The organism is Aeromonas bestiarum (genome assembly GCF_000819745.1).
Classification (GTDB): Bacteria; Pseudomonadota; Gammaproteobacteria; order Enterobacterales; family Aeromonadaceae; genus Aeromonas; species Aeromonas bestiarum.
Window position 1 is genome coordinate 16,485 of the sequence record NZ_CDDA01000037.1, and the last position, 14,924, is coordinate 31,408.

Genomic DNA, 14,924 nt, shown 5'->3' on the forward strand with positions numbered 1-14,924 from the left:
GAGTAGCACCAAGAATGATAAATAAAGGGAAGGGCTGGCGTCTGGCCACGGTTGCGGCGGCGCTGATGATGGCGGGCTCCGCCTGGGCCACCGAGTATTCTGCCAGCTTCAAGAATGCCGACATCGAAGAGTTCATCAACACGGTCGGCAAGAACCTGAGCAAGACCATCATCATAGAGCCTTCGGTGCGCGGCAAGATCAACGTCCGCAGTTACGACCTGCTCAACGAGGAGCAGTACTACCAGTTCTTCCTGAGCGTGCTCGACGTCTATGGCTTCGCCGTGGTGCCCATGGATAACGGTGTGCTCAAGGTGGTGCGCTCCAAGGACGCCAAGACCTCGGCCATCCCGGTGGTGGATGAGACCAACCCGGGGATAGGCGACGAGATGGTGACCCGGGTGGTACCTGTGCGCAACGTCTCGGTGCGCGAACTGGCGCCCCTGCTGCGTCAGCTCAATGACAACGCCGGTGGCGGCAACGTGGTCCATTACGATCCCTCCAACGTGCTGCTCATCACGGGCCGTGCCGCCGTGGTCAACCGTCTGGTGGAAGTGGTTCGCCGGGTCGACAAGGCGGGCGATCAGGAAGTGGACATCATCAAGCTGAAATATGCCTCCGCCGGCGAGATGGTGCGTCTGGTGACCAACCTCAACAAGGATGGCAACAGTCAGGGCGGCAACACCTCCCTGCTGCTGGCCCCCAAGGTGGTGGCCGACGAGCGCACCAACTCTGTGGTGGTCAGTGGTGAACCCAAGGCGCGGGCCCGCATCATACAGATGGTGCGCCAGCTCGACCGGGATCTGCAGAGCCAGGGCAACACCCGGGTCTTCTACCTGAAATATGGCAAGGCCAAGGACATGGTGGAGGTGCTCAAGGGCGTCAGCTCCAGCATAGAAGCAGACAAGAAGGGCGGCGGCACCACTACGACCGGTGGCGGCGCCAGCATAGGGGGTGGCAAGCTGGCCATCTCCGCCGACGAGACCACCAATGCCCTGGTCATCACGGCCCAGCCGGATGTGATGGCCGAGCTGGAGCAGGTGGTCGCCAAGCTGGATATCCGCCGTGCCCAGGTACTGGTTGAGGCGATCATAGTCGAGATCGCCGACGGCGACGGCCTCAACCTCGGCGTGCAGTGGGCCAATACCAACGGCGGCGGCACCCAGTTTACCGATACCAACCTGCCCATCGGCTCGGTGGCCATCGCCGCCAAGGATTACAAGGACAACGGCAATACCGACTCGCTGTCCAAGCTGGCCGGTGGTTTCAACGGCATGGCGGCCGGTTTCTACCATGGCAACTGGGCCGCGCTGGTGACGGCACTGTCGACCAATACCAAGAGCGATATTCTCTCCACCCCGAGTATCGTCACCATGGACAACAAGGAAGCCTCCTTCAACGTCGGTCAGGAAGTGCCGGTGCAGAGCGGCTCCCAGAGCTCGACCACCAGCGATCAGGTGTTCAACACCATAGAGCGCAAGACGGTGGGCACCAAGCTGGTGGTGACGCCACAGATCAACGAAGGGGACTCAGTGCTGCTCAATATCGAGCAGGAGGTCTCCAGCGTGGCGCAGAAACAGGCGACCGGGACTGCCGATCTGGGCCCCACCTTCGATACCCGCACCATCAAGAACGCCGTGCTGGTGAAGAGTGGCGAGACTGTGGTGCTGGGTGGCCTGATGGATGAGCAGAATCAGGAGAAGGTCTCCAAGGTGCCATTGCTGGGCGACATACCCGTGCTCGGCTACCTGTTCCGCTCCACCACCAACACTACCTCCAAGCGCAACCTGATGGTCTTTATCCGGCCCACCATATTGCGGGATGCCAACGTCTACTCAGGCATCTCCAGCAACAAGTACACCATGTTCCGGGCCGAACAGATCGAGGCTGCCGCTCAGGAAAACTACCTCACCTCGCCCAAACGCCAGGTGCTGCCTGAATATGGCCAGGATGTGGCCCAGTCGCCCGAGGTACAGAAGCAGATCGAGCTGATGAAGGCGCGCCAGCAGGCGACGGCCGACGGAGTGCAGCCGTTCGTGGGTAACAAGTAATGGCAGCGTACCAGCTCGATGACACGAGTCTGCCTGCAGCCCTGCCCGAGCTGCCGTTCGCCTTTGCCCGCAACTTCGGTGTCGTCCTGACCGAGCGGCAGGGAACCCCCCTGCTGCTGTGTCGTCCTGGGGTGGCGCCGCAAACCCTGCTGGAGGTGCGGCGGGTGGCGGGCTGCGCCTTCGAGGTGGAGCAGCTCGGCAGTGACGAGTTTGAAGAGCTGCTGATGGCGCACTACCAGCGCGACTCTTCCGAGGCGCGTCAGCTGATGGAAGATCTCGGCAACGAGATGGACTTCTTCGCCCTGGCCGAGGAGCTGCCGCAAAGCGAGGATCTGCTGGACGCCGATGACGACGCCCCCATCATTCGCCTCATCAACGCCATGTTGAGCGAGGCGATAAAAGAGGAGGCGTCTGACATCCATATCGAGACCTTCGAGCGGGTGCTGGTCATTCGCTTCCGCATCGATGGCGTGCTGCGGGAGATACTGCGGCCTCATCGCAAGCTGGCTTCCCTGCTGGTGTCGCGCATCAAGGTCATGTCGCGGATGGACATAGCCGAGAAGCGGGTGCCCCAGGATGGCCGCATCTCGCTGCGTATCGGTGGCCGGGCGGTGGACGTGCGGGTGTCGACCATGCCGTCCAGCTACGGCGAGCGGGTGGTGTTGCGTCTGCTCGACAAGAACAACGTGCGCCTCGAGCTCAAGCAGCTCGGCATGACGCTGGCCAACCGCAACATCATCAGCGAACTCATTCGCAAGCCCCACGGCATCATTCTGGTGACAGGCCCGACCGGTTCGGGCAAGTCCACCACCCTGTATGCGGCGCTCTCCGAGATCAACTCGCGGGATCGCAACATTCTCACGGTGGAAGATCCTATCGAATATGACCTGGAGGGTGTGGGTCAGACTCAGGTCAACACCAAGGTGGACATGACCTTCGCCCGCGGCCTGCGCGCCATTCTGCGTCAGGATCCGGATGTGGTAATGGTGGGGGAAATTCGCGACCTCGAGACCGCCCAGATAGCGGTGCAGGCGTCTCTGACCGGTCACCTGGTGATGTCGACCCTGCACACCAACACCGCCATAGGTGCCATCACCCGGATGCGGGACATGGGGATAGAGCCTTTCCTGCTCTCCTCGTCCCTGTTGGCTGTGCTGGCCCAGCGGCTGGTGCGGACCCTCTGCCCGGATTGCCGCGCCCCGCGCCCCATCACGGAGCAGGAGCGTCTGGCCATGGGCATGGAACTGGCGCCGGATCAGCAGGTGTGGCGGCCGGTGGGCTGCGAGCAGTGCAACCACACCGGCTATCGCGGCCGGACCGGCATTCACGAGCTGGTGGTGATCGACGAGGCGGTGCGCGAAGCGATCCACAGCGCCAGCGGCGAGCTGGCCATAGAGCGGCTGATCCGGGACCATACCCCCAGCATACGCCGCGACGGCATCGACAAGGTGCTCAAGGGGCAGACCAGCCTCGAAGAGGTGCTGCGCGTGACCCGGGAAGACTGACCGCTGGGCATGGAGTCAGCTGCTCAAGGGCCAGAGCCAAGTCTCTGGAAGAAATATTGCGCGTGACCCGGGAAGATTGATGTTTGGTCAGGCAAGCGATTTGAATCGGGATAACGAGACGTCACAGTGCTAGGGCAGAGGAGCAAGAGTATTGTCAGCATTTGAATACAAAGCCCTCGACAGCAAGGGGCGCCAGAAGCAGGGGGTGACCGAGGGTGACTCGGCCCGTCAGGTGCGCCAGCAACTGCGTGAGCAGGGGCTGACCCCGCTCGAGGTGAACGAGACCACAGAGAAGGCAAAGCGGGAAGCGAATCGCTTCGTGCTGTTTCGCCGTGGCGCCTCCACTTCCGAGCTGGCTCTCATCACCCGTCAGCTGGCGACCCTGGTGGGCGCAGGGCTGACCATCGAAGAGGCGCTGAGGGCGGTGGCCGAGCAGTGCGAGAAGGCCCATCTGCGCAGCCTGGTGGCGACGGTACGCAGCAAGGTGGTAGAAGGTTACTCGCTGGCCGATTCGCTGGGGGCCTTCCCTCACGTGTTCGATCAGCTGTTTCGCTCCATGGTGGCGGCCGGTGAAAAATCGGGCCATCTGGAGAAGGTGCTGAACCGGCTCGCCGACTACACGGAGCAGCGCCAGCACATGCGCACCAAGCTGCTGCAGGCGATGATCTACCCCATAGTCCTCACTCTGGTGGCGGTCGGGGTCATCTCGATCCTGCTCACCGCAGTCGTGCCCAAGGTGGTGGCCCAGTTTGAACACATGGGCCAGCAACTGCCTGCGACGACCCGTTTCCTCATCGGCACCAGCGAGCTGATGCAGCATTACGGCCTCTGGTTCCTGCTGCTGCTGTTTATCGGTGGTTTTGTCTGGCGCTGGTGGCTGACCGACGAGAAGCGTCGCCGTCACTGGCATCAGCTGGTGCTGCGCCTGCCGGTCATAGGCCGGGTCAGCCGTGGTCTCAATACCGCCCGCTTCGCCCGCACCCTCAGCATACTCAACGCCAGCGCCGTGCCCCTGCTGGAGGGGATGAAGATCGCCGGCGAAGTGCTCTCCAATGACTTCGCCCGTACTCGCATCGGTGAGGCCACCGAACGGGTGCGGGAGGGGACCAGCCTGCGCAAGGCTCTGGATGAAACCAAGATTTTCCCGCCCATGATGCTGCACATGATCGCCTCCGGCGAGCAGAGCGGCGAGCTCGACAGCATGCTGGAGCGGGCGGCTGACAACCAGGACAGGGAATTTGAAACCCAGGTGAACATCGCACTCGGCGTGTTCGAGCCCCTGCTGGTGGTCTCCATGGCCGGGGTCGTGCTGTTTATCGTGATGTCGATCCTGCAGCCGATCCTCGAGCTCAACAACATGGTGAATTTATGATGTTGGCGTGAGGGTGACTTCGGTCGATCCTGCCGTCAATTCGCTCGAACTCAATAATATGGTCAATCTCTGATGGCCCGCGCCATCTCATTTCGTTAGGGAGTAAGTCATGCAAAAGCGTCGTCAATCCGGTTTTACCCTGCTGGAAGTCATGGTGGTCATAGTGATCCTCGGGATCCTGGCCAGCCTGGTGGTGCCCAACCTGATGGGCAACAAGGAGAAGGCTGACCAGCAGAAAGCCGTCTCCGATATAGTGGCGCTGGAAAATGCCCTCGACATGTACAAGCTGGACAACAACCGTTACCCGACCACGGAGCAGGGCCTGGATGCACTGGTCAACAAGCCGACCGCCGCCCCCGAGCCGCGCAGCTACCGTGACGGCGGCTACATCAAGCGCCTGCCGCAGGATCCCTGGGGCAACCCGTACCAGATGCTGAGCCCGGGCCAGTTTGGCAAGATCGACATCTTCTCCATGGGGCTGGATGGCGAAGCCGGTACCGATGACGACATCGGCAACTGGAATCTGAAGGATTTCCAATAAGTGATTGATTGCGCTGCCATCAAGCTGCTGTGGATGAGGCTGCCGTGAGGGGCTCGTCGTCTCGTCATCGCCAAGCCGGCTTCACCCTGCGGGAGGTGATGTTGAGTGGCGCCATGCTGATGAAGCTGGAGTCTGCTGTCGTCACCTTGGTGGGGTGGGACCAATGAGGCGTCATCGCCAGTCGGGTTTCCCCCATGGCGCCATGCTGATGAGGCGGGAGTCTGCTGTCGTCACCTTGGTGGGGTGGGACCAATGAGGCGTCATCGTCAGTCGGGTTTCACCCTGCTGGAGGTATTGCTGGTGGCCATGCTGATGGGGCTGGTGGCCACCGCCGTCACCCTCAGCATGGGGGGCGCCAGAGGCGATCGCGAGCTCGACAAGCAGGCGCGCCGCTTCATGGCGACCCTGCAACAGGCGCAGGAGTATTCGGTGATGGATGGCCGGCTGGTGGGGCTTCGCATCGAGGATCACGGCTGGCAGTTCATGCAGCGTGCCGCCAAGGATCGCAAGTGGCAGGCGCTGACCGGCGACAAGATCCTGGGACAGGTACAACTGCCCGACACCATGTTGCTGGCCATCGAACTCGAAGGGTTCAGCTGGCGAACCGAGTCCGACAAGAAAACCGAGCGGGGTCGGGACGAGAAGGCGCGCACGCCCCAGGTGCTGATCTTCCCCGGTGGCGAGCTCAGCCCCTTCGTGCTGACGCTGACCCAGCAGGATGAGGATGTGCGCTACCTGCGTACGGTCAAGGCGGATGAATTCGGCCGCTTGCGACTGCTGCAGGACGAGGAGGAAGAGGAATGAACGCCCGTGGCATGACATTGCTGGAAGTCATGGTCGCACTGGCGGTGTTTGCCATCGCGGGTCTCGCCGTGATGAAAACCGCCAGCGAGCACCTCTCTGCGCTCAATTATCTGGAAGAGAAGACGCTGGCGACCTGGGTGGTGGAGAATCAGCTGGTGCAGCAGAAGCTGGAGGCCAAGTGGCCCGGTGACAGCTGGGTGGAAGGGGACGAGCAGATGGCAGGCCAGACCTGGTACTGGCGCTATCGCGGCGTCGCCACCGCCGACAACAACTTCAAGGCGCTGGATATGGAAGTGCGTACCGCGCCCAAGGCCGAGAGCCCAGTGGCCTTCATCCGGACCTATATCAGCCGATGACAACCGCCAACGACACCCAAATGAAGTCCCGTCAGAGCGGCTTCACCCTGCTGGAGACGTCGATGCGGCCATCGCCAGTACCAAGGCCGCGAGTTCGGCATTGCATGCGTCAGGGCGGTTTTACTCTGCTGGAGATGCTGGTGGCCATCGCCATCTTCGCCAGCCTCAGCATGGGCGCCTATCAGGTGCTGCAAGGTGTGCTCACCAGCGACGAGGTGGCCAAGAAGAAGGAGGCCCGCCTCTCCGAGTTGCAGCTGGCCTTCACCCTGATGGAGCGGGACATCACCCAGATGGTGCCCCGCAGCGGCCGTATCGACGGCGAGAACAACAAGGTGCTGCTGGCGGCATCCCGCTTCGGCCAGCAGAGCGATGACTGGGGCATGGCCTTTATCCGCGGTGGCTGGCTCAATCCGGATGGCATGCTGCCACGTTCCGGTTTGCAGCGGGTCGGCTGGCGGCTCAAGGATCACAAGCTGGAGCGGCTGAGCTATCTCTATCCGGATCCCGTGATAGGCACAGAGCCGCGCATCCAGCCCATGCTGGATCGGGTGACGGCGCTGCGGCTCTATTTTTACGACAAGGGGGCCTGGAAGGAGGAGTGGACCCAGCGCAACGTGCTGCCTTACGGCCTGGCGGTGGAGCTGGATCTGGAAGATTACGGCACCCTTCGCCGCCAGTTCCTCATCGGGGCCGGTGGCCAGCGAGCTGAAAATGCGAACTAAGCGGACCGGCAGCATGCCGTCTTGTCGTCGCCAGGGGGGCATGGCCCTGCTGGTGGTGCTGCTCATCTTGTCGGTGATGGTGATCATCGCCAGCAACATGAGTGGCCGCCTGCAGCTGGAGTTGCGCCGTACCGGCAACCTCACCGCCGGCAAGCAGGCCTGGTGGTATGCCATGTCGGCGGAAGCCCTGGTGAGCAAGGTGCTGGTTCAGGATTTCAAGGATGACCCCAATGTGGTGAACCTGGGGCAGAACTGGGCCAGGCAGGATGCTGTCTTCCCGGTGGATGACGGCAAGCTGACCGGCCGGGTGCGGGATCTGCAATCCTGCTTCAACCTCAACAGCCTGAGCGTGCCCCTGAAAGACGGGATCAGCGGCGACGACCTCGAGAAGCAGCCTTATCCGGTGAAGGCGTTTCGCGCCCTGCTCAAGCAGCTCGAGGTCGAGGATTACGAGGCGGTGCAGCTGACCGATGCCATCCGCGACTGGACCGACAAGGACACGGCACTGGTCTCCAGCTACGGCGCCGAGGATGCCTATTACGAGGGGCTGACGCCCCCTTATCTGACCGCGAACCAGTGGATGCTCAGCACGGACGAGCTGAGGGCGGTGCGCGGTGTGAGCGCCAGGCTGTATGCCCGGTTGGCGCCTTATGTCTGCGCCCTGCCTAGCGACAAGCTGCTGGTGAACATCAACACCATCAAGCCGGAACAGGCGGCGCTGCTGGTGGCCCTCTATCTGGACAAGGTGGGGCTCGATGACGCCAAGCGGGTGCTGACCAGCCGCCCCCAGAAGGGGTGGAAGGAGAAAAAGGCGATGACGGATCAGATGCCGGTACCGCTGAGCACCATCCCCGGGCTGGATGCCGTGCTGGACGTCAAGAGCAGCTACTTCGAGGCCAGGCTGATCGCCGAGGTGGGTGATACCCGGGCCAGGCTGGAGAGCGTCTTCGTGCGTGGCAAGGACAACAAGCTGGTGATGCTGCGCCGCCTCAACGGCGGCGCCGAATGACAGACAGGTGTGGGTGGCGGCCGCTGGCCGTACCCGCCCTGACCCCGTATTGGACAGCAGCCGAGAGCTGCGCTCCCGCCCATCCAGAGGGATGCGGACGGGAATGGCAGGAGAGATATTTGTGAGCGAGAGTCTGGTCATCCGTCTGGGGACCAATGCGCAGCAACCGGTCGAGTGGCTGGTGTGGTCGGCCAAGGAGGAGGAGATCATTGCCTCCGGCACCCTGGCCTCGGCCCATGCCCTCGGCGAGTTGCGGGAGCGTGCCGGTGGCCGCCCCGTGGTGACCCTGGTACCGGGCAGCGATCTTATCTTCCGGCGGGTGAGCCTGCCGGGCAAATACAGTCGCCAGGCTGCGGCCGCCTTGCCCTACCTGCTGGAGGAGCAGATCGCATCCGACGTGGATGAGCTGCATCTGGTGGTGCTGGGCCACGAGGGCCACGAGGTGGACCTGATGGCGGTCGACAAGGAGAAGATGCAGATCTGGCTGGGCTGGCTGCAGCAGGCGGGCCTCAAGAGCCAGCAGCTGTTGCCGGACGTGCTGGCCCTGCCGCCCGCTGCCGACGGCTGGTCTGCCCTGCAACTTGGCAAGGAGTGGCTGCTGCGTCAGGGCCCCTGTCAGGGCATAGTGGCCGACGAGTCGCTGCTGGCCATGTTGCTGGCGGCCGAGGCCGACCCCGTCACCATCCACAGCCATACCCCCTTGCCGGCGATCCCGGCGGCCAACTGGCTGGCGGCGGATCCCGAACTGCCCATGCTGTTGCTGGCCAAAGGGGCGCTGAACTGCCAGGCCAACCTGTTGCAGGGCCCCTACCGGCCGCAGACCGAATATTCCCGCTACTGGCTGCAGTGGCGCAAGGTGGCCGTAGTGGCCGGGCTCTTGCTGCTGGTGGCGCTGACCCAGCGCGGTATGCATCTTTATCAGCTGGCGGAGCAGGACAAGGCCCTCAAGGCCGAGATCCGGCAGGTCTACACCCGCATCTTCCCGGGGGAGAACCGCATCGTCAACGTGCGCAGCCAGATGGCACAGCACCTCAAGTTGCTGGGGCAGACCCCGCAGGATGGCGTGCTCTTGCTGCTGACCGAACTGGCCCCCACCTTTGCCGAGGTGCCGGGTCTCAAACCGCAGGTGTTGCGTTTCGACGCCGCCAGGGGCGAGCTGAGATTGCAGGTGACGGCGCCCGGTTTCGCCGAGATAGAGCGCTTTCGCGAACTGGCGGGCAAGCGCTTCGAGGTGCAGCAGGGCGAGGTGCGCAGCACAGAGGGCAAGGTTGAAGGGGCACTGGTGCTGAAGGGTAAATCATCATGATGGACAAACTACAAGGCTGGTGGCGCAGCATCAGCGCCCGCGAGCAGCGGCTGGTGGCCGTGGGGGGCAGTTGCCTGCTGATCGGGTTCTGCTACTGGATCGTCTGGCAACCCATCGCCAACCGCATCGCCGAGCGCGAGCGGCAGGTGCTGAGCCAGCAACAGACCCTCGCTTGGCTCAAGGAGAAGGGGGAAGAGGTGCTGGCGATGCAGGGCGGTCAGGGCCGCCAGATCGACACCAGCGGTACCCTGGAAGGGGTGGTGAACCGCACCGCCTTCAACCAGAAGATCAAGATTGCCCGTCTGCAACCCCAGGGTCAGGAGCTGCAGGTGTGGATCGATACGGTCCAGTTCGATGATTTGCTGATCTGGCTGGCGAGCCTGGCCGATCAGCACGGCGTCCAGGTGCAGGTCATCGAGGTGGCCCGCGAGAATCTGGCGCCGGGTCTGGTCAAGGTCAGACGCCTGCAGTTGAGTCGTCCCCAATGACGCCTGGCGTGCCTAGCGCAGTCCGGTTTCCGGCATCTCGTCCCGGTATGGTGCCGGGCCTGGCCAAGGCCAGATATTTGCAATCGAGTCGTTTTCTATGAAGCAAAAAGTACTGATCGCCGCCCTGTTCCTGGTGGCCTATCTCGGTTTTCTGCTGGTGAAACTGCCAGCCACCCTGGTGGTGCGCCATCTGCCGTTGCCGCCCAACCTGGTGCAGCTGGAAGGGGTGAGCGGCACCCTCTGGAGCGGCCAGGTCGCCCGGCTGCAATACGCCAGCGAGTCGCTGACCCAGCTGCGCTGGGAGCTCAACGGCTGGTCGCTGTTGCGCTTCGCCCCCGAGGTCTCCCTGCGTTTCGGTGATCGCAGCGGCCTCAACGGCCAGGGCGTGGTCGGCTGGAACGGCGCCGCCTTTGGTCGCGACATCACCCTCAACGTGCCCGCGCCCTGGGTGCTGGATCGGGTGCCCATGCGGTTGCCGTTCCCGCTGACGGTGGCGGGCCAACTGCAGCTCAAGGTCGATCAGTTTGCCCAGGGCAATCCCTGGTGTGACAATCTCTACGGCAACCTCCATTGGTATGGTGCCGATGCCGATACCCCGGCCGGCAAGCTGCCGCTAGGGGATCCCGAGCTCAAGCTGACCTGCATCGACTCCCGGCTGGTGGCCGAGCTCAAGCAGGGCTCGGAGGCGGTGCAGGTGCTGGGCAAGCTGGAGCTGCAGCCCAATCGCCAGTACCTGTTCCAGGGCACCCTCAAACCGGGCCCGGAACTGCCGGATCAGATGAAGCAGGGGCTGCCCTTCCTCGGCCAGCCCGACGGTCAGGGGCGCTTCCCGCTGCGCTACCAGGGGCGTATCTGACGATACTGTCTGGTGTTGTGGACGCATGATGAAAATAACCCCGCTTCGGCGGGGTTATGTCGTTATGGGGTTTGTATGTCGCCAACCGGCGCCGTGATCAGGTGATTCAGAAAGAAGCTGAACAGCTCGGCCCGCGAGCCGAGCCGCAGCTTGCCATAAAGATGCTTGCGGTGATTCTTCACCGTGCCGCTGCCAATCCCGAGCTCGGCGGCGATCGCCTCGGTATCCAGCCCCTGCAACAGCAGACCGGCTACCTGCCGCTCCCGGCGGGTGAGTCTATCCCCGCCCACGCTGGCGATGGCCTGCGCCACCGCGGCCTTCAGACTGGCACTGTCAGGCAGTGCCGGGCTTTCCGCCAACAGCGGTTGGCTCTGCTGCCACTGCTGGCGGCAGAGGGAGTGCACCAGCGGAAAGATCGCCTCCAGTTGGGTCAGCTCGCCGCGGCTCAAGACGCTGCGCTTGTCGAGGCGGCCGAGAAACAGCATGAGCGTCAGTCCATCCCGCACCGGCAGAATAAGCCCCACCTCCTCCTGCCAGCCTGTGGCCTGATAGAAGTGGTGGCGATACTCGGGATCCAGCCGTCCCCGCGACACCTGCGCCAGGGTCCAGACCCCAGCCTCCAGACCCTGTTCCAGCGCCAGCATAAAGGGATCCTGGCTGAAGTGGCTGGTGAGGTAGCGGTCAAACAGCAGGGCCCGCTGGTGGCTCAGGTTGTCGTAGAGGTAGACGGGGCGCTGCCCGACCCCGAGCAGCAGGGCGCAATCGAACGCCACCTGCTGCTGGATCAGACGCACCAGCGCCGCCGGAAAGGCACTGCCGTGCAGGGCATCGACCACCTCGGTCATGCTGCGGGTCAGGGCATCTGTGGCGAATGGCTGGGTCATGGTCGTTGAATCATGGTGGTGGGCTCTCGGGGGTGGGGAGCTGCTCCCCACTATGACAGGATGCTAGCACGAGAGTGGCAAAACTGTCCCTCAGGGGACATATCCGCAGCGCACCAGAGCGGCGAGTATGGCCACTTTTCCCCTGCTGCTGGAGCACCCATGATCAACCCCCACCTGCTCGATGAGCTGACCGAGCGCGGCCTTGTGGCCCAGAATTCCGACCCGGCGGCCCTGGCCGATCATCTCGCCACGCCGCGTACCCTCTACTGCGGGTTCGATCCCACAGCCGGCAGCCTGCACATAGGTCATCTGGTGCCGCTCCTGATGCTGCGGCGCTTCCAGTTGGCGGGCCACACCCCGGTGGCCCTGGTGGGCGGAGCCACAGGCCTTATCGGCGATCCCAGCTTCAAGGCGACCGAGCGCAGCCTCAACAGCAGCGAAACCGTGCAGGGCTGGGTCGCCAGCCTGTCGTCCCAGATCAAGGCGCTGCTGCCCGCCGGCGACGGCCTGTCAGCCCCTGTGCTGGTCAACAACGGCGACTGGATGGGGCAGATGTCGGCCCTCGATTTTCTGCGCGACATCGGCAAGCACTTCTCGGTCAACGCCATGCTGGCGCGGGAATCGGTGCGCCAGCGGCTGGCCCGTCCGGATCAGGGCATCTCCTTTACCGAGTTCTCCTACACCCTGCTGCAATCCCAGGATTTTGCGGTGCTCAACCAGCGGCTCGGTTGCACCCTGCAGATCGGTGGCAACGATCAGTGGGGCAATATCACCAGCGGCATGGATCTCGCCCGCCGTCTGCATCAGGCCCAGGTGTACGGCATGACGTTGCCGCTCATCACCAAGGCGGACGGTACCAAGTTCGGCAAGACAGAGGGGGGGGCGGTCTGGCTGGATCCTGCGCTCACCTCGCCCTACGCCTTCTACCAGTTCTGGCTCGGCACCGCGGATGAGGATGTCTACCGCTTCCTGCGCTACTACAGCTTTATGTCGCTGGCCGAGATTGCCGAGCTGGAAGCGGAAGATGCCCAGCGGCAGGGGCGCAAGCAGGCCCAGCAGGTGCTGGCGGACGAGCTGACCGAACTGGTGCACGGCAAGGCGGCGCTGGCGGCGGCGCGTCGCATCAGCGAGCTGCTGTTCAGCGGCGAGGTGGCGCGCCTTGGCGAGAGCGATCTTGCCCAGCTGGCGCAAGACGGCATGCCGAGCTGCACCGTCGGTGGCGAGACGGATCTGGTCAGCCTGCTGGTCGAGAGCGGTCTGGCGAGATCCAAGCGCATCGCCCGCGAACTGCTGGCGGCGGGGGCAATCAGTCTCAATGGCGCCATCAAGCAGGATGAGCAGCTGAGTGCAGAGGATCGGCTGTTTGAGCGCTACCTGCTGCTGCGCCGGGGCAAGAAGCAGTACCAGCTGGTGGCGTGGGCAGAGTAGCCTGTCGCGCCATAGCAACGAGAAAGGGCTGCCCGGGCAGCCCTTTCCATTGTGCGGCAGTCAGCAGGCTCGCTCTGCCAGCAGCAGTTGCCCGGCATCACGGAGAAGATGATTAGCGGCTTATTTTTTGATGTTCAGAGGGTGAGGGGCAGCAGTTCGGCATAGTCACGGATCGCCGGGAAGGCGGTGATGTGCTGCTCGGGCTGGCGGCTGTCAGGGTTCTGGATGGCGAGCTGATAGCCGATGCCGTAGTCGGCGGCGGCGCGCAGGATCCGCTCGCTGTCATCCACAAACAGGGTGCGGGCCGGCTCGAACGCCAGCCGTTCCGCCAGCGCCTGCCAGCAGTGCTGGCTCTCCTTGGACCAGCCCAGCTCGTGAGTGCTCACCATCAGATCCAGATGATCAGACAGCCCCAGCTGCGCATCCTTGACCGACAGGCTGGCGGGGTGGGCGTTGGTAAAGAGCACCAGCCGCTTGCCTGCCGCCCGCAGCTCGGCCAGAAAGGGGATGGCGTTGGGCCGCCACCGGATCTTCTCCAGCAGCTCCTGCTTGAGGGTGCGTATGTCCAGCCCCAGGGTCTGGTTCCAGTAATCCACGCAGTACCAGTCGAGGGTGCCGCTGACGGCGTGATAGTGCCGATCGATCCGCGCCTTGGCCTCCACCAGTGGCAAGCCGAGGCGCTCGGCGTAACGCTCCGGCACCAGTTGCTGCCAGAGGTGGTTGTCAAAATGGAGATCGATCAGGGTGCCATCCATATCGAGCAGGACTGTGTCTATCTGGTGCCAGGGCAAGGGGGTCGGCATGGGGCTTCTCGCGGTCAATGAGGGGAAGGAAAACGGGGCGGCATTATAACGATTTTTCCGTCCGCTTTCGCCGCTTTGCCCCGTGGTGTTCGCTCGGGGAGTCGTTTACTCTTGAAGCACGATTTTTTAACGAGCAGCCAGCGCCCGATGAGTGACCACCACAAGAGCAAGCCCGAATACCTCAGTGTCGAGAAGATGGCGCATGACAAGATCAAACCGGAGATCCTCAGTGTCGAGAAGATGGCGCATGACAAGAGCAAACCGGAGATCCTCAAGGCCGAGATAGTGGCCGAGAGCCGGCTGTTCAAGGTGGAATCCCTGCATCTGAAATTCAGCAATGGGGAAGAGCGGGTCTACGAACGGATGCGCGGTGGCAACCGGGGCGCCGTCATGGTGGTGCCCCTGTTCGATGCCCACACCCTGCTGTTGGTGCGCGAGTACGCGGCGGGCACCCACTCTTACGAGCTGGGCTTCCCCAAAGGGCTGATCGACCCGGGCGAGAACGCCTTCGAGGCGGGCAACCGGGAGCTGATGGAGGAGGCGGGCTTCGGCGCCAACAGCCTGATCCCCCTCAAGCAGGTGTCGCTGGCGCCGGGTTACTTCTCCAGCCGGATGGACATACTGCTGGCGCGGGATCTCTTCCCGGAGCAACGGATCGGCGATGAGCCCGAACCCCTCGAGGTGATCCCCTGGCCCCTCAACCGTATCGACGAATTGCTGGCACGACCCGACTTCAGCGAGTCGCGCAGCATCAGTGCCCTGCTGCTGGCCCAGAAGTGGCTGGCGGAGCAGGAAAACTAGC

General features: G+C 63.4%; 15 protein-coding genes. 13 read left to right on the forward strand and 2 right to left on the reverse strand.

The window, feature by feature from the left end:
• Positions 1-14 precede the first annotated feature (14 nt).
• From exeD to exeN, 11 genes are all read left to right on the forward strand, one after another.
• The gene (exeD, locus tag BN1118_RS18435) at positions 15-2,048 is read left to right on the forward strand and encodes a GspD family T2SS secretin variant ExeD (RefSeq protein WP_043557432.1); all 2,034 of its coding nucleotides are present in this window, start codon (positions 15-17) and stop codon (positions 2,046-2,048) included.
• The gene (gene exeE / locus BN1118_RS18440) at positions 2,048-3,553 is read left to right on the forward strand and encodes a GspE family T2SS ATPase variant ExeE (RefSeq protein WP_043557433.1); all 1,506 of its coding nucleotides are present in this window, start codon (positions 2,048-2,050) and stop codon (positions 3,551-3,553) included. Before exeD ends, exeE begins: the two co-directional genes overlap by 1 nt.
• A 151-nt stretch (positions 3,554-3,704) precedes the next feature.
• Entirely contained in the window at positions 3,705-4,925 is a 1,221-nt protein-coding gene (gene exeF, locus BN1118_RS18445; RefSeq protein WP_043557435.1) for a GspF family T2SS innner membrane protein variant ExeF, read from the forward strand.
• A 109-nt stretch (positions 4,926-5,034) separates the two neighbouring features.
• Complete coding sequence (exeG, locus tag BN1118_RS18450) at positions 5,035-5,466, forward strand: GspG family T2SS major pseudopilin variant ExeG (RefSeq protein WP_042868940.1); 432 nt, start codon at positions 5,035-5,037, stop codon at positions 5,464-5,466.
• A 252-nt stretch (positions 5,467-5,718) separates the two neighbouring features.
• Complete coding sequence (gene exeH, locus BN1118_RS18455) at positions 5,719-6,270, forward strand: GspH family T2SS minor pseudopilin variant ExeH (protein ID WP_043557436.1); 552 nt, start codon at positions 5,719-5,721, stop codon at positions 6,268-6,270.
• Entirely contained in the window at positions 6,267-6,626 is a 360-nt protein-coding gene (exeI, locus tag BN1118_RS18460) for a GspI family T2SS minor pseudopilin variant ExeI (protein ID WP_043140785.1), read from the forward strand. The genes exeH and exeI overlap by 4 nt, the downstream gene beginning before the upstream one ends.
• 104 nt (positions 6,627-6,730) lie before the next feature.
• Entirely contained in the window at positions 6,731-7,348 is a 618-nt protein-coding gene (gene exeJ, locus BN1118_RS18465) for a GspJ family T2SS minor pseudopilin variant ExeJ (protein WP_043557437.1), read from the forward strand.
• The gene (gene exeK, locus BN1118_RS18470) at positions 7,338-8,357 is read left to right on the forward strand and encodes a GspK family T2SS minor pseudopilin variant ExeK (RefSeq protein ID WP_103471666.1); all 1,020 of its coding nucleotides are present in this window, start codon (positions 7,338-7,340) and stop codon (positions 8,355-8,357) included. Before exeJ ends, exeK begins: the two co-directional genes overlap by 11 nt.
• A 121-nt stretch (positions 8,358-8,478) precedes the next feature.
• Positions 8,479-9,663 (forward strand): GspL family type II secretion system protein ExeL, encoded by a 1,185-nt coding sequence (gene exeL / locus BN1118_RS18475; protein ID WP_156995119.1) that lies wholly within the window; start codon positions 8,479-8,481, stop codon positions 9,661-9,663.
• On the forward strand, positions 9,660-10,151 hold the full coding sequence (exeM, locus tag BN1118_RS18480) for a GspM family type II secretion system protein ExeM (protein WP_043557439.1): 492 nt from the start codon (positions 9,660-9,662) through the stop codon (positions 10,149-10,151). The genes exeL and exeM overlap by 4 nt, the downstream gene beginning before the upstream one ends.
• 97 nt (positions 10,152-10,248) lie before the next feature.
• A complete protein-coding gene (gene exeN, locus BN1118_RS18485) occupies positions 10,249-11,007 on the forward strand; it encodes a GspN family type II secretion system protein ExeN (RefSeq protein ID WP_043140799.1) in 759 nt (252 codons plus the stop codon).
• A 62-nt stretch (positions 11,008-11,069) separates the two neighbouring features.
• On the opposite strand, the gene BN1118_RS18490 is transcribed toward exeN, so the two are convergent.
• Complete coding sequence (locus tag BN1118_RS18490) at positions 11,070-11,891, reverse strand: helix-turn-helix transcriptional regulator (protein WP_043557440.1); 822 nt, start codon at positions 11,889-11,891, stop codon at positions 11,070-11,072.
• A gap of 159 nt (positions 11,892-12,050) precedes the next feature.
• Between BN1118_RS18490 and tyrS the strand changes: the two genes are divergently transcribed.
• Positions 12,051-13,319 carry a tyrosine--tRNA ligase gene (tyrS, locus tag BN1118_RS18495; protein WP_043557441.1) on the forward strand — a complete coding sequence of 423 codons (1,269 nt, stop codon included), beginning with the start codon at positions 12,051-12,053 and terminating at the stop codon, positions 13,317-13,319.
• A gap of 134 nt (positions 13,320-13,453) precedes the next feature.
• On the opposite strand, the gene yrfG is transcribed toward tyrS, so the two are convergent.
• Positions 13,454-14,122 carry a GMP/IMP nucleotidase gene (yrfG, locus tag BN1118_RS18500; protein WP_043557443.1) on the reverse strand — a complete coding sequence of 223 codons (669 nt, stop codon included), beginning with the start codon at positions 14,120-14,122 and terminating at the stop codon, positions 13,454-13,456.
• A 147-nt stretch (positions 14,123-14,269) separates the two neighbouring features.
• On the opposite strand from yrfG, the gene nudE reads away from it, so the two are divergent.
• On the forward strand, positions 14,270-14,923 hold the full coding sequence (nudE, locus tag BN1118_RS18505; protein WP_043557444.1) for an ADP compounds hydrolase NudE: 654 nt from the start codon (positions 14,270-14,272) through the stop codon (positions 14,921-14,923).
• Position 14,924: the final 1 nt, after the last annotated feature.